Origin of the sequence: Streptomyces sp. NPDC007025 (assembly GCF_042869455.1) — a bacterium.
Lineage (GTDB): Bacteria > Actinomycetota > Actinomycetes > Streptomycetales > Streptomycetaceae > Streptomyces.
This window is the reverse complement of record NZ_JBIAFT010000002.1, coordinates 111,205-134,705: the sequence shown is the minus strand read 5'-3', so window position 1 is coordinate 134,705 and position 23,501 is coordinate 111,205. Positions and strand designations below refer to the sequence as shown.

General features: G+C 73.9%; 25 protein-coding genes. 13 read left to right on the top strand and 12 right to left on the bottom strand.

Annotated elements, in window-relative coordinates; translation table 11 throughout:
* Positions 1–101: 101 nt before the first annotated feature.
* The 4 genes from ACFYMO_RS04220 to ACFYMO_RS04205 all read left to right on the top strand — a co-directional run bounded on the left by ACFYMO_RS04220 (position 102) and on the right by ACFYMO_RS04205 (position 5,454).
* A complete protein-coding gene (locus tag ACFYMO_RS04220; protein WP_366773460.1) occupies positions 102–1,682 on the top strand; it encodes an alkaline phosphatase D family protein in 1,581 nt (526 codons plus the stop codon).
* Between the two features lie 18 nt (positions 1,683–1,700).
* Complete coding sequence (locus ACFYMO_RS04215) at positions 1,701–2,219, top strand: DUF1990 domain-containing protein (protein WP_366773459.1); 519 nt, start codon at positions 1,701–1,703, stop codon at positions 2,217–2,219.
* A gap of 184 nt (positions 2,220–2,403) precedes the next feature.
* On the top strand, positions 2,404–3,618 hold the full coding sequence (locus ACFYMO_RS04210) for a GNAT family N-acetyltransferase (protein WP_388544137.1): 1,215 nt from the start codon (positions 2,404–2,406) through the stop codon (positions 3,616–3,618).
* 123 nt (positions 3,619–3,741) lie between these two features.
* Entirely contained in the window at positions 3,742–5,454 is a 1,713-nt protein-coding gene (locus ACFYMO_RS04205) for a DUF885 domain-containing protein (RefSeq protein ID WP_366773457.1), read from the top strand.
* Positions 5,455–5,597: 143 nt separating this feature from the next.
* Here the strand turns inward: ACFYMO_RS04205 and ACFYMO_RS04200 are convergent, their stop codons facing one another.
* The 3 genes from ACFYMO_RS04200 to ACFYMO_RS04190 form a co-directional block, all read right to left on the bottom strand.
* Positions 5,598–8,792: an SMC family ATPase gene (locus ACFYMO_RS04200; protein WP_366773456.1), complete on the bottom strand. Its 3,195-nt coding sequence runs from the start codon at positions 8,790–8,792 to the stop codon at positions 5,598–5,600.
* Positions 8,789–10,015, bottom strand: a complete 1,227-nt coding sequence (locus tag ACFYMO_RS04195; RefSeq protein ID WP_366773455.1) for an exonuclease SbcCD subunit D — start codon at positions 10,013–10,015, stop codon at positions 8,789–8,791. The genes ACFYMO_RS04200 and ACFYMO_RS04195 overlap by 4 nt, the downstream gene beginning before the upstream one ends.
* 90 nt (positions 10,016–10,105) lie before the next feature.
* Positions 10,106–10,771, bottom strand: coding sequence for a YigZ family protein (locus ACFYMO_RS04190; RefSeq protein ID WP_366773454.1), 666 nt, complete (start codon positions 10,769–10,771; stop codon positions 10,106–10,108).
* Positions 10,772–10,860: 89 nt separating this feature from the next.
* Here ACFYMO_RS04190 and ACFYMO_RS04185 point away from each other — a divergent pair, with 89 nt between their 5' ends.
* The gene (locus ACFYMO_RS04185; protein ID WP_388544132.1) at positions 10,861–11,268 is read left to right on the top strand and encodes a CoA-binding protein; all 408 of its coding nucleotides are present in this window, start codon (positions 10,861–10,863) and stop codon (positions 11,266–11,268) included.
* Positions 11,269–11,291: 23 nt separating this feature from the next.
* Positions 11,292–11,819, top strand: a complete 528-nt coding sequence (locus tag ACFYMO_RS04180) for a GNAT family N-acetyltransferase (RefSeq protein WP_366773452.1) — start codon at positions 11,292–11,294, stop codon at positions 11,817–11,819.
* A 72-nt stretch (positions 11,820–11,891) separates the two neighbouring features.
* On the opposite strand, the gene ACFYMO_RS04175 is transcribed toward ACFYMO_RS04180, so the two are convergent.
* Positions 11,892–12,479 carry an XRE family transcriptional regulator gene (locus tag ACFYMO_RS04175; protein ID WP_366773451.1) on the bottom strand — a complete coding sequence of 196 codons (588 nt, stop codon included), beginning with the start codon at positions 12,477–12,479 and terminating at the stop codon, positions 11,892–11,894.
* An 89-nt stretch (positions 12,480–12,568) separates the two neighbouring features.
* On the opposite strand from ACFYMO_RS04175, the gene ACFYMO_RS04170 reads away from it, so the two are divergent.
* Entirely contained in the window at positions 12,569–13,441 is an 873-nt protein-coding gene (locus ACFYMO_RS04170; protein WP_366773450.1) for a DMT family transporter, read from the top strand.
* Positions 13,442–13,454: 13 nt separating this feature from the next.
* Here the strand turns inward: ACFYMO_RS04170 and ACFYMO_RS04165 are convergent, their stop codons facing one another.
* From ACFYMO_RS04165 to ACFYMO_RS04150, 4 genes are all read right to left on the bottom strand, one after another.
* A complete protein-coding gene (locus tag ACFYMO_RS04165; protein ID WP_366773449.1) occupies positions 13,455–14,207 on the bottom strand; it encodes an acyltransferase in 753 nt (250 codons plus the stop codon).
* Positions 14,208–14,337: 130 nt separating this feature from the next.
* Entirely contained in the window at positions 14,338–14,886 is a 549-nt protein-coding gene (locus ACFYMO_RS04160; RefSeq protein WP_366773448.1) for a gamma carbonic anhydrase family protein, read from the bottom strand.
* Positions 14,887–14,925: 39 nt separating this feature from the next.
* Positions 14,926–15,657: a DedA family protein gene (locus ACFYMO_RS04155; protein WP_366773447.1), complete on the bottom strand. Its 732-nt coding sequence runs from the start codon at positions 15,655–15,657 to the stop codon at positions 14,926–14,928.
* A gap of 150 nt (positions 15,658–15,807) precedes the next feature.
* Positions 15,808–16,263 carry a DUF4442 domain-containing protein gene (locus tag ACFYMO_RS04150; RefSeq protein WP_019357259.1) on the bottom strand — a complete coding sequence of 152 codons (456 nt, stop codon included), beginning with the start codon at positions 16,261–16,263 and terminating at the stop codon, positions 15,808–15,810.
* Positions 16,264–16,399: 136 nt separating this feature from the next.
* Here ACFYMO_RS04150 and ACFYMO_RS04145 point away from each other — a divergent pair, with 136 nt between their 5' ends.
* Positions 16,400–17,464, top strand: coding sequence for a hypothetical protein (locus tag ACFYMO_RS04145; RefSeq protein ID WP_388544126.1), 1,065 nt, complete (start codon positions 16,400–16,402; stop codon positions 17,462–17,464).
* A gap of 41 nt (positions 17,465–17,505) precedes the next feature.
* Here ACFYMO_RS04145 and ACFYMO_RS04140 read toward each other — a convergent pair whose 3' ends face one another.
* Positions 17,506–18,366, bottom strand: a complete 861-nt coding sequence (locus tag ACFYMO_RS04140) for a spermidine synthase (protein WP_388544123.1) — start codon at positions 18,364–18,366, stop codon at positions 17,506–17,508.
* Positions 18,367–18,394: 28 nt separating this feature from the next.
* The gene (locus tag ACFYMO_RS04135) at positions 18,395–19,147 is read right to left on the bottom strand and encodes a GTP-binding protein (protein WP_366773444.1); all 753 of its coding nucleotides are present in this window, start codon (positions 19,145–19,147) and stop codon (positions 18,395–18,397) included.
* Positions 19,148–19,549: 402 nt separating this feature from the next.
* Here ACFYMO_RS04135 and ACFYMO_RS04130 point away from each other — a divergent pair, with 402 nt between their 5' ends.
* The 5 genes from ACFYMO_RS04130 to ACFYMO_RS04110 all read left to right on the top strand — a co-directional run bounded on the left by ACFYMO_RS04130 (position 19,550) and on the right by ACFYMO_RS04110 (position 22,384).
* On the top strand, positions 19,550–20,338 hold the full coding sequence (locus ACFYMO_RS04130) for a TVP38/TMEM64 family protein (protein WP_388544121.1): 789 nt from the start codon (positions 19,550–19,552) through the stop codon (positions 20,336–20,338).
* A 33-nt stretch (positions 20,339–20,371) separates the two neighbouring features.
* A complete protein-coding gene (locus ACFYMO_RS04125; protein ID WP_366773442.1) occupies positions 20,372–21,244 on the top strand; it encodes an undecaprenyl-diphosphate phosphatase in 873 nt (290 codons plus the stop codon).
* Between the two features lie 396 nt (positions 21,245–21,640).
* The gene (locus tag ACFYMO_RS04120; RefSeq protein WP_388544118.1) at positions 21,641–21,922 is read left to right on the top strand and encodes a winged helix-turn-helix domain-containing protein; all 282 of its coding nucleotides are present in this window, start codon (positions 21,641–21,643) and stop codon (positions 21,920–21,922) included.
* A gap of 9 nt (positions 21,923–21,931) precedes the next feature.
* Positions 21,932–22,108, top strand: coding sequence for a hypothetical protein (locus ACFYMO_RS04115; RefSeq protein ID WP_388544115.1), 177 nt, complete (start codon positions 21,932–21,934; stop codon positions 22,106–22,108).
* Positions 22,109–22,138: 30 nt separating this feature from the next.
* On the top strand, positions 22,139–22,384 hold the full coding sequence (locus tag ACFYMO_RS04110) for a hypothetical protein (protein WP_388544112.1): 246 nt from the start codon (positions 22,139–22,141) through the stop codon (positions 22,382–22,384).
* Here ACFYMO_RS04110 and ACFYMO_RS04105 read toward each other — a convergent pair.
* Together ACFYMO_RS04105 and ACFYMO_RS04100 are read right to left on the bottom strand one after the other, a co-directional pair.
* On the bottom strand, positions 22,381–22,791 hold the full coding sequence (locus tag ACFYMO_RS04105; RefSeq protein ID WP_388544110.1) for a hypothetical protein: 411 nt from the start codon (positions 22,789–22,791) through the stop codon (positions 22,381–22,383). The two genes, ACFYMO_RS04110 and ACFYMO_RS04105, sit on opposite strands and share 4 nt — an antisense overlap.
* Entirely contained in the window at positions 22,788–23,222 is a 435-nt protein-coding gene (locus ACFYMO_RS04100; RefSeq protein WP_388544107.1) for a DUF6221 family protein, read from the bottom strand. Before ACFYMO_RS04100 ends, ACFYMO_RS04105 begins: the two co-directional genes overlap by 4 nt.
* Positions 23,223–23,501: the final 279 nt, after the last annotated feature.

Below are 23,501 nucleotides of genomic sequence, written 5' to 3'. Positions count from 1 at the left end.
GCCGATCTCCGGCGCGCGAGTGGTCCTCCGCGCCGCGGCCGGGGCCGTCTCCCTCCCACGCTCCGAAGGCGCACACTCACACCTCTCGAGGAGGCCGGCACATGGCACAGGACGATCCGACCGGCAGTCGCCCCGCACGGCGGGCCGTGCTGCGGGGCACGGCGGGCGCGGGCGCGGCGCTGTCGCTGCCGCTGCTCGGCGCCGCCGCCCCCGCGCAGGCGCGGCGCGGCAGGCCGTCCGCGGACTGGGGTGTGCAGGCGGGCGACGTGACGGCGTCCTCCGGTCTGGTGTGGGTGCGCGCGGACCGCCGGGCGCGGATGGTGGTGGAGACGGCCGCGACCGAGAGCTTCCGCAACCCGAGGCGGTGGCTCGGTCCGGTGGTGGGACCGGAGACCGACTTCACCGGACGCACCGCACTGCACGGGCTGCCCGCGGGCGAGCAGATCCACTACCGGGTGCTGCTGGCCGACCCGGATGATCCGCGGCGCGCGGGCCGGCCGGTGCACGGGACCTTCCGTACGGCCCCGGGGCGCCGGCGCGATGTGCGCTTCCTGTGGTCGGGCGACCTGGCCGGGCAGGGCTGGGGCATCAACCCCGACCGGGGCGGATATCCGATCTTCGACCGGATGCGGCGGCTGGATCCGGACTTCTTCCTCAACAGCGGCGACACGATCTACGCCGACTCCCCCATCCAGGAGCGGGTGGAGCTGCCGGACGGCAGCATCTGGCGGAACGTCACCACTGAGGAGAAGTCCAAGGTGGCCGAGACACTGGCGGAGTTCCGCGGCAACTTCCGCTACAACCTGCTGGCCCGGAACCTGCGCCGGTTCAACGCACAGGTTCCCTCGATCGTGCAGTGGGACGACCACGAGGTGCTCAACAACTGGTACCCGGGGGAGATCCTGGACGACGACCGGTACACCGAGAAGGACGTCTCCACTCTCGCGGGGCGCTCGCTGCGGGCCTTCGGCGAGTACTTCCCGGTCGGCACCCTGCCGCCCGGTGACGAGGACGGGCGCGTCCACCGGGTGGTGCGGCACGGTCCGCTGCTGGACGTGTTCGTGCTGGACATGCGGGCCTACCGGAACGCGAACTCGCCCGGCCGCAGCCCCGACGACCGCCAGGGCATTCTGGGCGAGCGGCAGTTGCGGTGGCTCAAGCGGGAGCTGTCGCGCTCGCGCGCGGTGTGGAAGGTGATCGCCTCGGACATGCCGCTGGGCCTTGTCGTACCGGACGGTGGCACCGACTACGAAGCCGTCGCACAGGGCGATCCGGGCGCCCCGCTGGGCCGGGAGCTGCAGATCGCCGAACTGCTGCGGCACATCAAGCACCATCGCGTCACCGGCACGGTGTGGCTCACCACGGACGTGCACTACACCAGCGCACAGCGGTACGACCCCGGCCGCGCCGCGTTCGCGGACTTCGCCCCGTTCTGGGAGTTCGTCTCCGGGCCGCTGAACGCGGGCGGGTTCGGGGCGCTGAAGCTGGACGGCACCTTCGGGCCCGAGCAGCGGTTCATCCGGGCTCCCGAGCGCGCCAACACCCCGCCGAGCGAGGGCGGGCAGCACTTCGGGCAGGTGGACATCGACGGCTCCACGGGGGAGCTCACCGTGCGGCTGCGCGAGGAGAGCGGCGCGGTGCTGTTCACCAAGACGCTCCGGCCGGGCCGGGTGGGCCAGTGAACCGGGCCGGGTGACGCGGTGACGGCACCGGATGCCGAGTACAGCTACACGCCGGTCGGCCGTACCGCGTACGGCGTGACCCCGCCCGGTTTCCGCGCACTGCGAGTCCGCATCCCGCTGGGCACCGGCGGGGCCGTCTTCGCGGCGGCCGCGCGAGCGCTGCTGGAATGGCGCATGCACCGTGCGATGGGCGTCCGCGTCGAGGCGGAGGCCGACCGCGCCGCACCCGGGGTGCGGGTGACGGTCGGTCTGGGGGTGGGAGCGCTGCGGGTGGGCGGACCGTGCCGGGTGGTGTGGGCCACCGAGGAGGAGCGGCGCGCCGGATGGGCGTACGGGACACTGCCGGGCCACCCGCAGCGCGGCGAGGAGGCCTTTGTGGTCGAACACGCGCCCGACGGCGCCGTCCGGCTGACCGTGCGTGCCTACAGCGTGCCCGCGGTGTGGTGGACGCGAGCGGCGGGGCCCGTGCTGCCGGTGCTGCAGCGGGGCTACGCACTCCGGTGCGGACAGGTGCTGCGCAGGCTGGCCCGGGAGTGACCGGGGCCGCTCCGCGGGGTCGGCTCCGAGGGCCACGGCACTCCCGGGGCGCTCCGGACCGGGGGGTGCCGGGAGGGACCGCGCCGCCTGCCGCAAATAGGACGTTTGCTCGGCAGGCGCTCTTTTTACGCACCTGTCATATGTCGTTCGTGGTCAGGCAACGACGCCCCGCGAAGGTGTTCGCATGGCTGATGACCCTGCCGCGAAGAAGACGGACACCACGACCGGCGGCGCCGCGCGCCGCCGACGGCGCGCGGCGTCGGCCGCACGGCGCGGTCTGCGGGCGTGGCGCGTCCGGCCCGGCCGCGGTGTACGGGGGCTGCGGGGCGCCGCGGCGGCGGTGCGGCGGACCCCCGGCAGCGCCACCGCGCTGTGGCGGGTGCGCACGACCGTGCGGGACGAACCCGGCACGCTCGCCCGGATCTGCGGCGCCCTGGCGGCGGGCGGCGTCGACATCCTCACGCTCCAGACACACCCGCTCGGCGACCGCACGGTGGACGAGTTCCTGCTGCGCACATCCGACGCGGTGGAGCCGCAGGAGCTGGCCCGGCTGCTCCGCGAAGCGGGCGGCACCGACACCTGGGTGGAGCGGGCCGACGCGCACGACCTGGTGGACACCCCGGCCCGGGTGCTCAACCTGGCCACCAGGGCGGCCCTGGACACGGCCGAACTCCCGCTGGCCCTGAGGGCGCTGCTGGGTCGCTGCTCGATCCGCTCGATCCCCGGCGACACACCCGCGGAAGGGGCGGTGGAGGGTACGCTGCTGCGCCTGCCCGACCCTGCCGGAGGAGAGATCGTCGTGGAACGGCACCATGTGCCCTTCACCCCCACCGAGTTCGCGCGGGCCCACGCGCTGGTGGAGCTGGATGCCCGGCTGGGGCGCCGAACGCCGGGGGAACGGCACGCGCTGACGCTGCCCGGCGGCCGGGCCGTCACCATCCGCCGCGCCGGCGAGGGCGACTTGGAGGCCGCGCTGGCCATGCACGCCCGCTGCTCGAAGCAGACACTCACCCAGCGGTACCACGGCCCCGTCAAGGGCGCCGACCGCTATCTGCGGCACCTGCTCTCCCCCCGGTTCGGCCGCACCCTGGCCGTGGAGTCGCCCGCGGGCGAACTGGTGGCCCTCGGACACCTGCTGTGGGACGGCGACGAGACCGAGGCGGCCCTGCTGGTCGAGGACGCCTGGCAGCGCCGGGGCCTCGGCGCCGCCCTGCTGCGGCGGCTGACCGACATGGCCCGCGAAGCCCGGTGCGAGAGCGTCTACGCGGTGACCCGGTCCTCCAACACCGGCATGGTCGCGGTGATGCGGGGGCTGGGGCTGCCGCTGGACTACCAGATCGAGGAGGGCACGCTGGTGGTGACCGCGGCCCTGGCGCCGGCCGCGGTCACGCCCCGCTGAGCCCCGGCCCCGGCCCCGACCGGGCGCGGAGGCCCGGCGACCGCGCCCGGGCCCCGGGCCTCGCGCCCCACCCGCGTCTGCCCGGTGCTGACGGAAGAGGTACCGGCGTACGAGGATGGGCCCATGTCCGATGCGATCAACACAGCGACCCCCGGCCCCCTGCCCCGCCAGGTGGCAGACACCTACGTCGACGCACTCGTCGAACTCGACCCGCTCACCGGCACCTACCTCGGGGTGCCCGAGTGCCACGGCAGGCTGCCGGACTTCTCCCCCGCCGGTCAGGAGGCGACGGCCGTCCTGAACCGCACCACCCTGGAGGAGCTGGCCGCGGCGGAGGCCCGACCGGGCGCCGAGAGTGACGAGGAGCGGCGCTGCGCCCGGCTGCTCCGCGAACGGCTCACCGCCGAGCTGGCCGTCCACGAGGCCGGCGAGGGGCTGCGCGCCGTCAGCAACCTCAACTCGCCGCTGCACGCGGTGCGCGGCATCTTCACGGTGATGCCCTCCGAGACGGAGGAGGACTGGAAGGCGGTCGCCGCCCGGATGCGGGCGATGCCGGTCGCGCTCGACGGATACCGGGCCTCGCTGGACGAGGGACTGGCCCGGAAGCTGTACGCCGGCCCCCGCCAGGTCGCCACCGTGCTGGAGCAGCTCGCGCAGTGGCTGGGCGAGAAGGACGCGGAGGACGACCGGGGCTGGTTCGCGGAGTTCGCCGGCGGCTGCCCCGACAGCCTCCGGCCGGAACTGGGCGAGGCCGCCGCCGAGGCCACCCGCGCCGTCACGGAACTGCGCGACTGGCTGCGGGACGTGTACGCGCCGGGTGTCGCCGGAACACCGGAGACGGTGGGCCGCGAGCGGTACGCGCGCTGGGCGCGCTACTGGAACGGCGCGGACCTGGACCTGGAGGAGTCCTACCGGTACGGCTGGCAGGAGTTCCACCGGTTGCTGGCCGAGATGCGCACCGAGGCGGAGAGGATCCTGCCCGGCGCCCGGACCCCCTGGGAGGCGCTGCGCCACCTGGACACCCACGGCGAGGCCGTGGAAGGCGTCGACGAGGTCCGCGAGTGGCTCCAGGCGCTGATGGACGAGGCCATCGCGGAGCTGGACGGCACCCATTTCGAACTCGCCGAGCCGGTACGCCGGGTGGAGGCCCGGATCGCCCCGCCCGGCAGCGCGGCGGCGCCGTACTACACCCAGCCGTCGCTGGACTTCTCCCGGCCGGGCCGCACCTGGCTGCCGACCATGGGCGAGACCCGGTTCCCGGTCTACGACCTGGTCACCACCTGGTACCACGAAGGCGTACCCGGACACCATCTGCAGCTCGCGCAGTGGACGTACGTCGCCGACAAGCTCTCGCGCTACCAGACGACCGTGGGCATGGTCAGCGCCAACGCCGAGGGCTGGGCGCTGTACGCCGAGCGGCTCATGGACGAGCTGGGCTTCCTGACCACGCCGGAGCGGCGGCTGGGCTATCTGGACGCGCAGATGATGCGCTCCACCCGGGTGATCGTCGACATCGGCATGCACCTGGAGCTGGAGATCCCCGCCGACTCGCCCTTCCACCCGGGCGAGCGGTGGACCCCGGAACTGGCCCAGGAGTTCTTCGGCATGCACAGCGGGCGCCCCGCGGACTTCGTGGAGAGCGAGCTGGTGCGCTACCTGGGGATGCCGGGGCAGGCCATCGGCTACAAGCTGGGGGAGCGCGCCTGGCTGGAGGGCCGTGCGGCCGCACAGCGCGCGCACGGCACCGCCTTCGACGCCAAGGCCTGGCACATGGCGGCCCTCTCACAGGGCTCCCTCGGCCTCGACGACCTGGTGGCGGAGCTCTCCGCGCTCTGAACTGCCGCCGGGTGCTGCCGGACCGGCCTCGGGGCGGGTCCGGCAGCACCCCGCCGGGCGGTCGGCCGGAGCACCGGGTCCCGGTCGTCCGCGCGGGCCCGCCACCGTCCGGGCCGCTCGGATGTCGGCGGGTGCGGCGGCGATCAGGTGTCGGCCGGGGCAGCCCGGTGGCGCAGAGTGGAGCCCGCGCGCGCCTTGACGACCTCCAGCTGGGCCGGCACCCGGCGGCGCAGGTCGGCCACGTGGCTGACGATGCCGACACAGCGGTCCCGCTCGCGCAGCGAGTCGAGGACGTCCAGCACTTCGTCCAGCGTCTGCTCGTCCAGACTGCCGAAGCCCTCGTCGATGAAGAGGGTCTCCAGCCGGGTGCCGCCGGCCTCCTCGGTCACCACGTCGGCCAGTCCGAGGGCGAGGGCCAGCGAGGCGAAGAACGTCTCGCCGCCGGAGAGGGTGGCGGTGTCCCGCTCGGCACCCGTCCAGGCGTCCACCACGTGCAGCCCGAGCCCGGATCTGCCCCGTCCGCCGGATCGTTCGTCGGAGTGCACGAGTGTGTAGCGGCCACCGGACATCCGGCCGAGCCGCGCCGAGGCCGCGGCCGCGACCTGTTCGAGCCGGGCGGCCAGCACGTAGGACTCCAGCCGCATCCGGCGCTCGTTCTCGGGTGAGGTACCTGCGGCCAGCCCGGCCAGCCGGGCGACGCGCTCGTAGGAGCCGCGCAGCGGCGCCACCCGCCGGGCGCGGTCGGCAGCCCCCTCCCCCAGCCCGTCCAGTGCCTCCACCCGGCCCCGCGCGGTGTGCAGTTCGGCATCCGCGCTCCGGAGCCGTTCCTCGGCGGCCTCGGCGACCTCCCGTGCCTCCTCCGGTTCCGCGGCGGGCTGGTCCGCAGCCGCGGCGAGCTCGGGGTCGGCCAGCTCCTCCGCCACGGCGGCCTCCTCGGCCCGCCGGCGCTCCAGCCGGGTCCGCAGCTCGCGCTGCCGGGGCTCGGGCAGTACGGCGTCTTCCGCTTCCTCGGGTGCGGCGAAACCGGCGCGGCCGGCCGCCTCCGAGCGCTGCGCGGCGGCTTCGGTGAGCCGTTCGGCGGCGCGGGCGGCGGCCCGGGCGGCCTCGGCGGTCCGGGAGAGCAAACCGACCCGGCGTTCCAGCTCCGCGCAACGGGCGGCGACGCTGGGCGCCTCGCCCCGTGCTCTGCTCAGCCGCTCGGTGAGCGCAGCCAGTTCCCGCTGGAGCGCCTCCCGGGTCGAGGTGCGCGCGGCGGCCCGGCGCTCGGCTTCCTGGCGGGCCGCGCTCCGCTCGGCGTGCTCCCGCTCGGCGGCGGCCAGCGCCTCGCGGGCCTCGTGGGCACCGGAGGCCTGGGCGCGGGCCCGGGCATGCTCCTGCTCCAGGGCGGTGACGGCACTGGCCAGTCGCTCGGTGCCACCGTCGGGCGCGGCCCCGGCTTCTTCGCCGGTCGCGCCGGCCACCGCTTCGGCCGCCGCCTCGGTGCGGCCGTCGCGCAGGGCGGCGAGCCGCTGCTCGGCCGAGCGGTGGTGCTCGGCCGCCCGCTGCGAGCGGGCTAGCGCCTCCTCCTCGGCCGCCCGGTCCACGTGCCCGGGCTCCGCACGGGCCGGTTCGGGATGTTCGGTGGCGCCGCACACGGCGCAGGGGGCGCCCGCGGTCAGGTCCGCGGCGAGCTCCGCCGCGATGCCGCGCAGTCGGCGCTCCCGCACCGCGAGCCAGTGTTCCTTGGCGTCGGCGGCCTCCTCCCGGGCCCGGCGCCGCACCTCGTCGGCCGACTCGATCTCGGCCTCCAGCCGGTCCCGGCGGTGCGCCGCCTGCAGGCGGGCGCGGGCGGGGTGCAGCCGGCCCGCCAGGTGCTCGGCGCGGGTGGCGGCCTCCAACGCCTCGGCCACCTGCCTTTCGCGCCCCTGCCGCTGCTCCTCCCATCCCGCCAGCCACTCCCCCGTCTCGCGGAGGAGGTCGTCGTCGGTCCGGGACTCGGCATCCAGCCGGCGCAGTTCGGTCCCGATCGCGGCAGCGCGCGGCTCCTCCTCGCGGGTGACCCGCAGAGCCCCCAGTTCCTGCCGCAGTTCGCCTTCCAGCGCTGACAGCCGGTCGGGGCCGGCGTCGGTGAGGGCGTCCGGGAGGTCCGCGCGCGCCTCCCGCTCCGCGGCCCGGGCCCGGGTGTGTTCCTGCTGTGCGGTGCTGTGCAGCCGCAGGGCGGGCAGCACCGCTTCGGCGGCCTGCGCCCGCTCCAGCCGCTGCCGCTCCGCGTCCCGCTCCGCAGCGCCCGCCGCCAGTTCGTCGGCGCGCTGCCGGGCGTGCGCGAACCGCTGCTGTGCCCGGGCCAGGTCCCGGACCGCTTCCAGCTCCCGGACGGCGTCCGTGTGCCGGGCTCGGGCGGTGTCCGCGGCGAGCGCCGCGGCGGTGCTGCGTTCCCGCGCGTAGGTCCTGGCCTGCGCCGCCCAGGCCAGGACGGAGTCGGCCAGGCCGGGGTCGCCGGGGCCGAGCCCGGCGGCGGGGGACTCGGCGGGCGGTGCCGCTCCGCCGCGGGCTCCGCTGCGGGCGCGGGCGCTTCCGCCACCCCCGGCACCCGGCGCGGAACCGCGGGCCGAGCGGGTGCGCTGGCCGGGGAGCGGGTCGGCGGCAGGGGTGTGCGCGGGCCCCTCGGCGAGCTCCGCGGGGTCGCCGACGGCCTGCCGCATCCGGTGGGCGAGGGCCAGCAGCTCCTCGTCGGCCGCGACGACCTCGTGCTGGGCGCTCTTGCGCATCCGCGCGAGTTCTTCCTCCACGGCGGCGAACCGGCTCGTGTCGAAGAGCCGGCCCAGCAGCTTGGCCCGGTCCTCGGCACCCGAGCGCAGAAACCGGGCGAAGTCGCCCTGCGGCAGCAGCACCACCTGGCAGAACTGGTCCCTGCTCATGCCCAGGGCCTGCCCGATCTCCTCACCGATCTCCTGGTGGGAGCGGCTGAGCCCCTGCCACTCGCCCGCGCCCGGATCCCAGGCGCGCAGTTCGCAGCGGGCGCGTTCGCGGGTGAGGCCGGTGCCCCGGGTCTTGGGCCGGAGCTGCTCGGGAGCACGGGTGACCTCCAGCCGCCGGCCCGCGACGGTGAGGTCGAGGACGACCTGGGTGCGCACGTGCGGATCGGCGTGGTCGCTGCGCAGGGTGCCGCCGGGCTGCTGGCGGGCGCCGGGCACGCCGCCGTAGAGCGCGAAGCAGACGGCGTCCAGCACCGAGGTCTTGCCCGCGCCGGTGGCACCGTGCAGCAGGAACAGCCCGGCCGAGGAGAGCGTGTCGAAGTCGACGGTGTGGGTGCCGCCGAACGGGCCGAAGGCGGTGAGGGACAGCCGGTGGAGCCTCAACGGGCCACCGCCCGCGCACCGTCCCGCGCCGGGGGCCGCGGCGCGCTCGGGGCGGCCGCTGCCTCCGGCTCGGCCTCGGAGACGCGGACGGCCTCCAGCGCCTGCCCGAGCATCGCGCGCTCCTCGGGCGCCGCCTGCTGTCCGGGGCGTACATGGCCGACGAAGTCCTCGGTGATCTGCCGGTCGGTGCGCCCGCTGAGCCGTGCGGCGTAGGAGCGGGAGTCGTCGTCCTCTTCCCGGTCGGGTGCGAAGACGAGACTGACGGTGTGCGGGAAGCGCGCGGCCAGGCGGGCCATCGGATCGTGCGGGCGGGCCGCGTCGGTGAGGGTGGCCTCCACCCAGGAGTCGGTGTACTGCTCCAGGGCCGGATCCTCCAGCAGCTCCGCCAGCCTGCCGCGCAGCCGGGCGAGCGGCCGGGGGACGGGGCAGGGCAGCCGCTCGGCCGCCGGTTCGCCCGAGGGGCCGAGATCGACCAGCCACATGGACTTCGGGTGCCCGGCCTCGGAGAACGAGTAGGCGATCGGGGTGCCGGAGTAGCGGATCCGCGCGGAGAGGGCCTGGCAGTTGTGCAGGTGGCCGAGCGCGACGTAGTCGATCCCCTCGAAGACCGAGGCGGGCACCGAGGCGACGCCGCCGACGGTGATGTCCCGTTCGCTGTCGCAGACTTCGGCGCCGGCCACGAAGGCGTGGGCCAGCACGACCGAGCGCGTCCCGGCCGGACGGGCGGCGAGGTCCGCGCGGATCCGGTCCGTGGCCGCGCGGAGTACGGCGGTGTGGCCGCCGCCCTCCGCGCCGAGCGTCTCCCGCACCAGCGAGGGCTCCAGGTAGGGCACTCCGTAGACGGCCACCGGACCGCCTCCGTCGGCGGGTTCGAGGAATACGGGCGTGCCGCACTCCCGGGGGTCGGTGCGCAGGTGGACCCCGGCGCGGCCGAGCAGTTTCGCGCCGACCCCCAGCCGGCGTGCCGAGTCGTGGTTGCCGGAGATCATCACGGTGGGCACGTCGAGGTCCGCGAGGCGGGAGAGCGTCCGGTCGAACATCTCGACGGCGGCGAGGGAGGGGACCGCGCGGTCGTAGACGTCGCCGGAGACCAGCACGGCGTCCACCGCCCGCTCCTCGACGGTGGCGACCAGGTGGTCCAGGAAGGCGCGCTGGGCGTCGAGGAGGCTCACGCGGTGGAAGCTCCGGCCCAGATGCCAGTCCGAGGTGTGCAGCAGACGCATGGTCAACGACCTTAAGGCCCACCACCGACAGTGCGGGCCCGCGGGCCCGTTCCGGGGCTGCGCCGGCCCGGCCGGGGGACTCCGGACGGCTCAGACCGTACCGAACGCCTCGCCGCCCACCTCGACTCGTGCGCTGCCCGCGGTCGCGTCGGCCAGCCAGCTTTGGAAGTCGGCCAGGTCGGCGTCGGGCAGGCCGATCTCGATGGCGACCTCCGCCCCGTAGCGCACCTCGCGCACCTCCCGCCCGGTGGCGCGCAGTTCGTTCTCCAGGCGTCCGGCGCGCTCGTGCCCGACCGTGACCGTCAGCAGCCGGAAGCGCCGCCTGGTGACGGTCCCCACCGCGTCCAGGGCCTCGCCGACCGCGCCACCGTAGGCGCGGATCAGGCCGCCCGCGCCCAATTTGACGCCGCCGAAGTAGCGGGTGACGACAGCCACCGCGTACCTCACCTCGCGCCGCAGCAGCATCTGGAGCATCGGCACTCCCGCGGTGCCGCCCGGCTCGCCGTCGTCGTTCGCCTTCTGGCTGCCCGCGTCTGCGCCGATGACATAGGCCGAGCAGTTGTGGTTGGCGCCGGGGTGCTGCCTGCGGATCCGGGCGATGAACTCCTGGGCCTCGGCCTCCGTGGCCGCGGGCGCGAGGGCGCACAGGAAGCGGGAGCGGTTGACCTCGGTCTCGTGCACGCCCTCCCCGGCCACGGTGACGTACTCCGCGGGCCCTGGTGGCTGCTCCTGCTGTGCGTGCTGCTCCTGGTGCATCCCGCCAGCCTATGGCCGCGGCCGCGGGAATCGGCGGGGGGTGCCGTCCGTTGTCCCTGGGAGCTGGGTCTGCCGCGGAGGAGAGAGTGATGTACGGCGATACCGGGACGGTGCGGGAGATTCTCACCGGGCTGGGTGACACCTGGGCGGTCGTGGGGCTGTCGCAGAACGCCTCGCGGCCCGCCCACGGGGTGGCCGAGGTGCTGCAGCGGCACGGCAAGCGGATCGTGCCGGTCCACCCGAGCGCGGAGACGGTGCACGGCGAGCGCGGCTACGCGACGCTCGCGCAGATCCCGTTCCCGGTGGACGTGGTGGACGTCTTCGTCCGCTCCGAGCTGGCGGGACAGGTGGCCGACGAGGCGGTGGCGATCGGTGCCCGGGTTGTCTGGTTCCAGCTCGGCGTGGTGGACGAGGCGGCCTGCGAGCGCACCCGTGCAGCCGGGCTCCGGATGGTGATGGACCGGTGTCCGGCGATCGAGATCCCGCGACTGGGATGAGCCCGGTGCGCTAGCGTCCCGGCATGATCGGCACACGCAGGGCGACGCCCGAGGACGCGGCGGAGATCGTACGGCTGCGCAGGGCCATGTTCGCCGCGATGAGCGGCCGGGACGAGCCGGGGCCGTGGGAGCGGGAAGCCGAGCGGACCGCACGTCGGCAGCTCGCGCTGGACGCGTCCCCTCTGCTGGCGTTCGTGGTGGACGGTGAGCGGCCGGATCCGCCGGGGCATCTCGCGGCGTGCGCGGTGGGCCGGATCGAGGAGCGGCTGGCCGCACCGGTGAGCCCGTACGGGCTGTTCGGATTCGTCTTCTCCGTGTGCACCGACGAGCGCTACCGCGGTCGCGGCTGTGCGCGGGCGACGACGGCGGCGCTGCTGGAGGAGTTCGCACGCCGCGGCGTCACACGTGTGGATCTGCACGCGACGCCCGAGGCGGAGGCGATGTACCGGTCGATGGGCTTCGCCGAGCACTCGATCCCGCTGTCGCTCGATGTCAGCACGCTGGACGCCGCCGCGGCGCGGGAGGAGACTCCGCCCCCGCCGCCCGGGTGACCGGCGGCCGGACGGTCCGCGGGGGGGCCGAGCGGCGGGCCACGGGCGCCGCGACGGGGCCGCGGCGCCGGTTCAGCGCGGTTCGGGGACCGAGACTGCCATGGTCATCTCGACGTTCTCCGGCCCGTCGTTGCGGTAGCCGTGCGGCACGTGGGACTCGAAGCACGCGGAGGTGCCGGCCGGAACCGGGTACGCGTCGCCGTCCACCTCGAGGGTGAGCGTGCCGGTCGTGACGTGCACGAGTTCTGTGGTGCCCAGCGGGTGCGGATCGGAGCTGCTGGCGTCTCCCGGCGCCAGCTTCCAGTGCCACAGCTCCAGCGGACCGGGCGCCTCGGCGCCCGCGAGCAGGGTGCTGTGGCTGCCTGCCTCGGTGGACCACAGCCGCACCGCCTGCTCCGGCGGCACCAGGCGGACCTGCGGCTCCTGGTCGAAGTCCAGCAGCGAGGTGATGCTGACGCCGAGCGCGTCGCCGATCTTGACGACGGTGCCCACGCTGGGGTTGGTGCGAGCCTGTTCGATCTGGATGAGCATGCCCCTGCTGACACCGGCCCGGGCCGCTAGGGCGTCGAGGGTGAAGCCGCGCTCGGCACGCAGGTGTTTCAGGTTGCGGGCGAGCGCCTGCGTGAGGTGGTCGAGGTCCGTCACGGTGTTCCGCACCATCCAAAATATTCAATGACAGAGTACATTGCGATGTACTACGGTGTGCTGGACTTGAGCGTTCACCACACTGTACTGCGAGGGATTCCGTCATGACCGCTGTCTTCGCGCTGGCCACCAGCCTCCTGTGGGGGCTGGCCGACTTCGGCGGCGGGCTGCTCAGCAAGCGGCTGCGCGAGCTGACAGTGGTGGTCGTCTCGCAGGGCGCGGCCTGCCTGGTGCTCGGCGTCATCGTGCTCGCCACCGGTGCCTGGGGCGAACTGGACCCGCGCCTGCTGTGGTGCGCGGTGGCGGCCGGAGCGATCGGACCGGTGTCGATGCTGTGCTTCTACCGGGCGCTGGCCGTCGGTCCGATGGGCGTGGTCTCACCCGTCGCCACCCTCGGCAGCGTCGCCGTGCCGGTGGCCGTCGGCATGGCCCTGCACGGTGAACGGCCGGGCCCGCTCCAGGCCCTGGGCACCCTGGTCGCCGTCACCGGAGTGGTGCTGGCCGGCGGCGTGGGCGGCGGAGGCGCACCCGTGCAGCGGCGCACGGTCCTGCTCACCCTGATCGCGGCCTTCGGCTTCGGCGCGACGATGAGCCTGGTCGCCGAGGCGTCCACGACCCTCGCGGGGCTCTTCCTGACGCTGTTCGTGCAGCGGGTGGTCAACGTCGTCGTGGGCGGCGGAGCGCTCTGGGCCTCCGTGCGGCGCGGCACACCGGCACTCCCCGAGGAGGGTCTGGGTGCGGTGTGGGCGGCCCTGCCCGCGCTGGCCTTCGTCGGTCTGGCCGACGTGGCCGCCAACGGGACGTACGCCGTCGCCGCGCAGCACGGCCCGGTCACGGTCGCCGCCGTCCTCGCCTCGCTCTACCCCGTCGTCACCGCGCTCGCCGCGCGGAGCGTGCTCCAGGAGCGGCTGCGTGCGCTCCAGACCACAGGCGCCGGGCTGGCGTTGCTCGGCACTGTCCTGCTGGCCTCGGGCTGACCGGAGCACCGGCTCAACCGCCGGACGAACCGCCGGACGGCTCGGCGTCCGGCGCGGTGGGCAGGTCGGCGAGGGCGACCAGCTGCTGCGGACTGACGCCCTCGGGAACCGGCATCGGCGGCGGGGTGCGCAGCGGCGGCTGCCACCCCTGCTCGGGATCCAGCCGGCGCACCACCCTGGCGGGGGCACCCGCGACCACGGCGTGGTCGGGAATCTCACCCCGCACCACGGCTCCCGCCGCGACCACCACGTTGCGCCCCAGCGTCGCCCCGGGCAGGACGACGGCCCCCGCGCCGATCCAGCTCCCCGCGCCGATCTCCACCGGTGCGGTGCGCGGCCACTGCTTGCCGACCGGCAGTTCCGGATCGTCGTAGGAGTGGTTGGTCGAGGTGATGTAGACATACGGGCCGCAGAACACGTCGTCGCCGAGGCTGACCCGGGTGTCCGCGATGATGTGGCTGCCCCGGCCCAGCACCACGCCGTTCCCCAGCCGCAGCACCGTCTCCGGCCCCAGCTCCAGATCCGGCATCATCCCCGCCGTCAGCGTGACGTCCTGGCCGACGATGCAGTGGTCGCCGAGTTCGATCCACGGTGTCCCGAAGAGCGTCCCCTGCGGAAAGGCGAGCCGTGTCCCGGTCCCGATGCGGCGGAACGCGTACGGCCCCGGGCGCCGCGCGGTGACGGCCCCCGCCTGCCGGGCCCGGCTCCAGAGGCCGTGCACGGCGCGAGAGGTGAGGGAGGAGAACGTGTTCCTGAGGGATGGCACGCCGTCACCGTAGCGCCCCGGCACCACCGCGCCCCGGTGAGGTTCCTCACCGGTAACCCCGGACGGCGCTTTCGCCGGGCGCGGGGTGCGCAGCCGCCGCAAGCAGCGGCATGCCCGGGCGCGGAAAGGCTCAGGAGGCCGCCGGCCGTTCGCCGACGGACGCACCGCGGTGCTGCTCGGCCAGGTCCACATAGCCGAGTGCGTTGAGGCGCACGCCCTCGAACTCCTCGTCGGTCAGCTCCCGCCGCACCTTGCCGGGCACCCCGGCCACCAGCGAACCGGGCGGCACGACGGTCCCCTGCGGCACCAGGGCCTGGGCCGCGACGAGGGAACCGGCACCGATGCGGGCACCGTTGAGCACGGTGGCACCCATGCCGATCAGCACGTCGTCCTCGACCGTGCAGCCGTGCAGCACCGCGTTGTGGCCCACGGTGACCCGGGCGCCGACCTCGACCGGAAAGCCGGGATCGCCGTGCACGGTGCAGTTGTCCTGCACGTTGCTCCCCTCACCGAGCACGATGGGGGCGGCATCGGCCCGCAGTACGGCGCCGTACCACACGCTCGACCCGGCCGCCAGGGTGACGTCGCCCGCGATCACCGAGGTCGGCGCATTGAACGCCGTGGGATCCAGCCGCGGTCCGTGCCCGCCGACCGTCACGATCAGCCCGTACTCTGTCACGCCGTTCTCCACTCCGGATGTCTCACTGCCCGGTCCCGCTCAGTCGCCGACCGGGGCCGACGGGGTGCCGTCGCGCTCGGACCGGCGGAGGTCCCCCTCCGCCGCCGGCGCTTGGTCGTCCCGCCGCGCGGCGGCACGCTCGGACCGGTGCTCCTCGACCGCTTCTGCGGCCACCTTCGCCGCCCGGCGCTTGACGAGCACCATGGAGGCGAGGCCGATCAGCACGGCGGCCACCAGCCCGAGCCAGGAGAAGCGCTTGAGCCACGCCTCGGCGACGACACCGACGTAGTAGATGACCGCGGTCGTACCGCCCGCCCACACCACGCCGCCCAGCACGTTCGCGGTCAGGAACTTCCAGTACGGCATCTTCAGCACACCCGAGAGCGGCCCCGCGAAGATCCGCAGCAGGGCGATGAAGCGGCCGAAGAAGACGGCCCACATGCCCCACCGCTGGAAGGAGCGTTCGGCGGTGGCCACGTGGCTGGGGCCGAAGTGCTTGGGGAACTTCCCGCCCAGCCAGTCCAGGAGCGGCTGGCCGCCTCTCCGGCCGATGGCGTACCCGATCGAGTCACCCACGACGGCACCGACCGTGGCACAGGTCCCCAGGATCAGCGGATCGATGTGCCCCTGCTGCGAGGACAGCAGCGCGGAGCTGACGAGGACGATCTCTCCCGGCAGCGGGATCCCCAGGCTCTCCAGCCCGATGACCACTCCCACCAGGAGGTACACGCTGACGGCCGGAACGCTCTCCAGCCAGTCCTGGATGTGCAACTGCGGCTTCCTCTCATGACATCGGAGCACGAGCTGCCATGACGGCACGAATTCGGAAGCCTACTCGACCACGCGCCGGCCCGCGTCCACTGCCTCGCGCGCCGCTCGCCGGCCGGAGGCACCGGGCCGGTCCTGCGGCGCGGCGCGGCGTCAGTCGTTGGGCCGCAGGGTCCACACGACGGTCATCTCGCTGGTGACCGCGCCGTCGGGGCGGCGGAGCGCGACCCGGACCGGGAACTCGGGGCGCTCTCCCCGGTCCAGCTCGGCGACCACCTCGGCGGCCGGGCGGCCGAGCTCGGCGGTGGCGGTGACCACCCCTTTGGCGATCTTCTTGAAGTCCATCTCGGCGCGTACCGGCAGCGGGACGGCGCGGGAGAGCTGGTCGGCGAACGCGGCCAGGGTCACCGCGCCGGTCGCGGACTCGGCGAGCGTGAACATCGCACCGGCGTGCGGGCCGCCCACGTGGTTGTGGTACTCGCTCTGGTCGGGCAGGGAGACGACGACCCGTTCCGGCGAGGTCTCCAGGTACTCCAGGTTGAGGGTGCGGGCCATGGGCACGGAGGCCCGCATCAGCTCGCCGATGTCCGGCTGCGACTGTGTGGTCATGGCCGCACGTTACCACTCAGTAACTCGGGGCGGGAGAATCGTTCCTTCCCGCTTCGGCCCCATTCGTGTAGCGGGTCCGTACCGATCCAGGACCGGCCATGGCCGACACTACGACCGCACCATAGGGTTGTCGGCCATGTGGCCAGGACAGCAGCCGCCCGGGGGCGAGCAGAACCCGCAGCAGCCGAACCCGTACCAGCAGCCCGGGTACGGGCAACCGAACCCGTACCAGCAGCCCGGCTACGGGCAGCAGCCGTCGGGCCAGCAACCGGGCCAGGGGCAACAGCCGAGCCCGCCGGGCTACGGCCAGCAGGCCGGACAGGCTCCCCACCCCTACGGTCAGCCGGGCCACCCGGGGCAGTCGGGGCAGTGGGGCCCGGGGAGCATGCCGTCCCCCAAGGGCGGAGGCGGCGGAGGCGGCCGGAACAAGACCATCGCCATCGCGATCGTCGCCGCGGTCGCGGTCATCGCCGCGACGGTGGCCGGGGTCGTCGTCCTCGGCGGCGACGACTCGGGCGGGGGCAAGAAGAACGAGGCCGACAAGACCTCCTCGCCCTCGGTGAAGACGAAGCCGGAGAAGGGCGAGCCGGGAGGCGGCGGCGCCTCCAAGGACCCCTCGGACCCGGTGGTCAAGGGCTGGCAGACCGTCGTCAACCCCAAGTGGTACTCCGCCTTCGACGTGCCCGACAACGACGACTGGACCCTCGCGAGCACGGGCACCATCACCGGATTCGAGGACGACAAGGGCAAGGTCCTGGTCGCCATGTCGGCGCCCGCCTACTACAAGGACGACTGGTGCAAGCGCAGCAGCCGCGCCGGCGTCGGCACCAAGGGCGCGCAGGGCTCCAAGAACACCAAGGAGGCGGCGCGGATCGCGGCCGGCAACTTCGCGATCGCCGGCTACGACCAGAAGCAGAAGGGCACCCTCAAGGTCTCCGAGCCCAAGCCGTTCAAGAACGAGCACGGCATCAAGGGCCACACCGTCACCGCCAAGATCACCGGAGCCCCCAAGGAGGACAAGTGCTCCACCAGTGCGGGCAAGGTCGTCACGGTCTCCTGGATCAACAGCAACGGTGACCTGGCGATCTGGGTCCTCTACACCGACGCCGGCGTCAAGGACGAGGTGTCGGACGCCACCATCGAGAAGATGACGGGCAGCCTCCGCGACTACGACGGCGGCGGGGACGAGCCCCGCGGCTGACCCCGCCCCCCGGGCCACGGGGACCGGCTGCGACGGCGCCCTCAGTCCAGGCTGAAGGCGCCGTCCGGCGGTTCGGGGGACGGCACGGCGTCGCCGTCCTCGACCGCGCGCACCCCCCGCGTGAAGCGCTCCAGCGCCACGCCGTGCTCGACCCGGGCCGGGAACGGGTCGGCCGAGCAGCGGCGGGCCAGTTCCGCGAGCGGCTGCTCCGCACGGGAGGCGAGCAGCAGGATGTTGCCGAACCGGCGGCCGCGCAGCACCGCGGGCTCCGCGACAAGCGCGAGCTGCGGGAAGACCGCGACGAACGTGGCCAGTTGGGAGGCGAGGAAACGGAACGGCGCGGCGTCGGCGAGGTTGGCCACGTACAGGCCGCCGGGCCGCAGCACCCGCGCCGCCTCCCGCGCGTACGGCAGCGTGGTCAGGTGCGCGGGCATCCGCGAACCGCCGTACACGTCGGAGACCAGGACATCGGCACCGGCCGCGGGCGAGGACTCCAGCACGGCCCGCCCGTCGGCCGCCTCCACCGCGACCTCGGCACCGTCCGGGAGCGGCAGGTGCTCGGTGACGAAGGCGGTCAGCTCCGCGTCCGGTTCGGCCACCCGCTGCCGGGAGCCGGGACGGGTGACGGCGAGATAGCGGGGCAGGGTAAGCGCTCCCCCGCCGAGGTGGAGCACGTCCAGCGGCGCTCCGGGCGGCGCGGCGAGGTCCAGCAGATGGCCGACCCGGCGCGCGTACTCGAACTCCAGATGCCCGGGGTCGTCGAGGTCGACGTAGGACTGCGGGGCGCCGTCCAGCGTCAGCAGCCAGGCCCGGCCCCGGTCGATGTCCGGCAGCAGCTTGGCCGCGCCGCCCGCGACGGTTCTGATACGGGGTATCTGCTCCCCGTCGGCGTCGGTCTCCACCTCTCCATTGTGCGGGCCCCACGCGGCCTCAGCGCACCCCGGTCCCGGGGTGCCGGGGCGAGGGCAGGCGCTCCGGCAGCGGCACATAGGTGTCGACGGCGTCCCGCAGCGCCTCGATCGAGTCCGTCCAGCGCGGATCGCCGTCGAGCGCGCGGCGGGCGGATACCCGGACGGCCGGGACGTTCTCCCCGGCGAAGCCGTGCGCCGCCAGCAGCGCCCGCACCTGCTGCTCGACCCGTCCGCTCAGCTCGTCGCTGCCCGTTTCGGCCATGGTGAGGGCGACGACCAGATGGGCGAGGCCGCCGCGGCGCGCGAGCGCGAACTGCTCGGCGGTTCCCGGCCGCACGCCCTCGCGCACGGAGACGACGAGCAGCGCGCCGTCCAGACCGGTGCGGGCCCCGGAGGCGCCCGCACGCACCCGGACGGCCGGACCGGTGCCGGGATACGGACCGGTGCCGGGGTTCGGACCGCCACCGGGGGCCGGACCGGTGCCGGGCACCGCGCGCAGGGCCGGGTCCAGCAGGGTGTAGTGCCGGGTGTCGGTGGCGTAGCGGAAGCATCGCAAGCGCTGCCCGCGTGCCACCGGATGTCCGTCCGGGCGAACGGCGGCCGCGGGCCCCGGCTCCGGGCCCGGCTCCGGACTGCGGGGTGCCGTCCCCGGCCGGCGGGCGGCCAGCGCCGCGGCCAGTGTGGTCTTGCCGTGCCCGGAATGGCCCAGCGTGCCGATGGTGAGGTGGGGGACGGGGAACGGGGCGGTGGGCGGGTGACTGAGGCCGGACATGGGTGCCCTCCTGGACCGGTACGGACGAGTCGGGACCCCGGAAAGCAGCCGACCCTCCCCTGTGGGGTCCTCGGCCGGTCCGGGAGGGTCAGCGTCGGCGGAGACGGCCGCCGGGCGGAACGGAGTGGACGTGCGCGCCCGCCGCCGGCAGGAGGGCAACCCGCGCGGCGGCCGCCGCCGCGGCCGGAGCACAGAGAAGGGGCAGCCCGGGCACCCCGAGATCATCGCCCGTTCAACCACCGCCCGTCGAACGGATTTCGGCGGCCGCCGCACGGCGCCCCTTCCGGCCCTGGTGGAAGCGGACATGGCCGCCCGGAGAACAGCACTGCGAAAAGGCGCCTTCCGGGCATTCCGCACGGCTTCGCACGGCGGGGGAACCGATTCGTCGGTTACGCTCCCAGCGTGCCCGTCCCCGCCACGCAGCCAGACGGACTACCCGGCCGTCTCACCCGGACGCTGCTCTCGCCATGGTCCCGCCTCGTCCTGCTCGTCGCACTGCTGTGCGCGGCGGCGACGGCGATGCTGCTGTACGAGCCCCAGCGCCTGCTCGCCCAGGGCTGGCCCCCCGAGATCGCCGGCGGCGCGGCCGTCGCCCTCTTCGGCGCCGTCTACGGGGTGTGCACGGCGGCCTTCGTCCCACGCCCCGTGCTCAACGTCGCGGCCGGTGTCCTCTTCGGCGCGGAGGCGGGCACCTTCTCGGCGACGGCCGGCACGGTGATCGGCGCGGGCATCGCCTTCGGGCTGGGCCGGATGCTCGGCCAGGACGCCCTGCGCACCCTGCTGCGGGGCCGCTGGCTGTCCTCCGCCGACCGGCAGTTGAGCCGGCACGGCTTCCGCTCGATGCTGATCATCCGGCTGCTGCCGGGCGTACCGTTCGCGGCTTCGAACTACGGTGCGGCCGTCTCCCGGATGCGCTGGCTCGCCTTCCTGAGTGCGACCGCACTGGGCTCGGTGCCCAACACCGCGGCCTACGTCATCGCCGGGAGCAGCGCCGCGACTCCGACCTCGCCGGTCTTCCTGGCCTCGTTCGCCTTCATCGCGCTCTCCGGGCTGGCAGGCGGTGTGATCGCCTGGCGCAAGCGCGCCCAGTTGCGGGGCACCCCTGCGGGCGGGGACACGGCTCCCGGGTCCGCGCTCCCGCCCGAGGCCGGCGCCCCCGCCGCCGCGCCGGCACCGGTCCCCCACCCGTGACCCCGACTACCCCAGGGACGAGCTCCGCAGCAGATGTCTTGGTTTGAATCCTTCGTCCTCGGACTCGTCCAGGGACTGACCGAGTTCCTCCCGATCTCCTCCAGTGCCCATCTGCGGCTGGTCGCCGCCTTCGCGGGATGGCAGGACCCCGGCGCGGCCTTCACCGCCGTCTCCCAGATCGGCACCGAGACCGCCGTCCTGATCTTCTTCCGGAAGGACATCGGCCGGATCCTGTCGGCCTGGTTCCGCTCCCTCTACAGCCCGGCGGCCCGCGGCGACCACAACGCGAAGACGGGCTGGCTCGTCATCGTCGGCTCCATTCCCATCGGAGTGCTGGGGCTGACCTTCAAGGACCAGATCGAGGGCCCGTTCCGCGACCTGCGGCTGATCGCGTCGACGCTGGTGGGCCTCGGCATCGTGCTGGGCATCGCCGACCGGATGGCGGCCCGCGACACCAAGGGCGGCCGCCACCGGGCACGTCGGGAGCGGAAGTCCCTGGAACAGCTCACCGTGCGCGACGGACTGCTCTACGGCTGCGCGCAGGCGCTGGCGCTGGTGCCCGGGGTGTCCCGGTCCGGCGCCACCATCAGCGGCGGACTGTTCATGGGCTACCGCCGCGAGGCCGCGGCCCGCTACTCCTTCCTGCTGGCCGTGCCCGCGGTCCTGGCCTCCGGACTGTTCGAACTGGCGGACATCGGGGAGGGCCACGTCTCCTGGGGGCCGACCCTCTTCGCCACCGCACTGGCGTTCGTGGTGGCCTACGGCGTCATCGCCTGGTTCATGCGCTTCATCTCCACCCGCAGCTTCATGCCGTTCGTCATCTACCGGATCCTGCTCGGGGTGGCCCTCTTCGCCCTGATGGCGGCAGGTGTCCTCAGCCCGCACGCGGGCCAGCCGGTGGGCTGAGGCGGGTCTTTTCGGGGGTCTGGGAGCCTCGGGGTTCTTGGTGGCTTTTAGAGTTTTCTAGAGTCTGATCGAACCCGTTCCCCTTGATCATCTCCCATTCGTCTCCCATACACAGGCGGCCGATTCGTCGGCGTGCCCACTTGGGAGGTAGGACTGGCGCGCGACGATCGACCGCCTGCTGATCATCGACGTTAGGGCCAAGAGCAACAAAGATCGATCACTCGTTCGAGTGAGGCGTGCAACACGACTCCCCCGCAAGGGGAGTGCAGGGGGAGCCGCGGACCACCACGCGGTGCGTGGTGATGATTCAGGCTACGCGCTCCATACAGCTCCATGCAGCCCCATGCTGCTACCCGTAGGTTTGTGCAGCTCGGGGCGTCTCTACGGTGTGGCACCATGGGAGATGATCTTGGTGGGCGGGTTGACCCCGGCCTGCCGGTCTACGTGTACGTCCAGGTGGCCGACGACATCGCGCGCCGTATCGACGACGGCAGGCTGCCCCCGGGTGCACGCCTCCCCGCCGAGCGGGACCTGGCCGAGGAGTACGGCATCGCCTACGGCACCGCGCGCCGCGTCGTCCAGGAGCTTCGCGACCGCGGGCTGGCGATAACGCTGCCGGGGAAGGGTACCTACATTCAGGCTCTCGAGCAGGGGCCGGCTGACGGTGGCGACGCCTAGACTCGCCGCATGACCACTTCGGGGGTGTGCTGCGGCCGGTGTGTCTCGGCTGCCGCGGCGAATGCAGCGATCCGCCGCCATGTCGCCGGCCGTGTGGTGTGGACGCCGGAGGCCCTGGCGGAGCTGGATCGGCTACGCGCGCTGTGGCGCGAGGCTGTGCGTCGGGAGCTGACGGCCGCGGCGTGACTTGTCAGACGGCAACCGTAGGATCGCCGCATGGCTTCTGTGATCGATCCCGAGAAACATGCTGACCTGATCGGCCTGCAGCGGGCGGTGTTCGCCGCCGACCGCGAGCTGCACGCGTACTCGGGGGTCGAGGCGGAGCCGCTGCGGGGGGCTGTGAGGCAGGCTGCCGCGGTGAAGAACCGGGCCCTCGAGGAGTCGGGGCTCGTGCAGGAGCACGGCTGGTACACGGCCGAGCAGGACCTCAAGCAAGCCGCACGAGCAGCCGAGCGGGGCTAGGGCCGCCACTCCTCGCGGCCGAGGTCGCGCCATTCCTTGGGGTAGTGAGGCCGCTCTTTGCGGATCTCCTGCCAGGCGGCATCCAGCTCCGCTTCCCTCGCCGCCTGCGCTTCCGCCACCTCAGCGCGGGCCCGCTGGAGACCGTCCTTCTGCTCTGGCGTCACAGCCGGCACCCGGTACCGGTAGAGGAAAGCGCCGTCGTCCGCTCGCCGCAGAAAGCCGTCCTCGTGCTGGGGCTCGTACTCCGCCGCCCGCGTCACGGGCGGCGTCGGTTCGATGGGGGCGCTGAGTAGGTCGGCTACCGACCACGGGGTGGGGACCAGGTAGAGCGGCGGCGGCATCTCGCCGGACACGATGTGGCTCTGGCCGTCAGCGGGACCGCCTACAAGCCGGATGGTGCAGCTCATGGCCGCCGCTCCTCGCGGTAGTCGGGGTGACCCGCGTAGGGCAGGGCGAGGGCCCGGAACAGCGGGCATCCTTCGACGTCGTCGAGGCAGACGGAACAGCACTCTTCGTCGAGGTGCCACCGGAGGATACGCCGCTTGGCAGCAACCTCGGCGAGGACGCGGGTCGGATCGTGGCGGGCGATGAAGCGGCCGATCTCGTTGTCGATCGTGTCGCCGATGTAGGAGCTGGCTTCGGTAACGAGCGGCATCCAGTGTTCGCGGGCGTAGGTCGGTGCGTCCGTGGCGGCGCGTTCGTTGGTGTCGACGGCGGACACGCAGTCGTCGTCGTCCTTGAACCGCCAGTCCCCGGAACCGGCCTTCTCCGCAGCCGCGCGAGCTTCCTCAGCCTCCTCGTCGATCCGTGCCCGCAGGAACGCCACCAGGTCGCCCATTGCCTCTCCTTACGGATCCGGCCCCGCTGCGCTGTAGCGGGGCCGTCCGTCCACATGCAGCCAGCATGATGGATGTGATGCACCCAGTGTGACAGGGCCCGGTGACAAGCGGCGGGGGCTCGGGATGCGGTGCGGACCCCCGGCGGTTCGTGAACGTGCGAAAGCCTCCGCCTGTGTGGCGGAGGCTTGACGCTAGCCCCGCAGTGGCGGGGAGCAGGCGCCGGGCACCATGCAAGAGCCGACGCACACCAGGCCTGCGCGTGCAGGTAGGCAACCGCA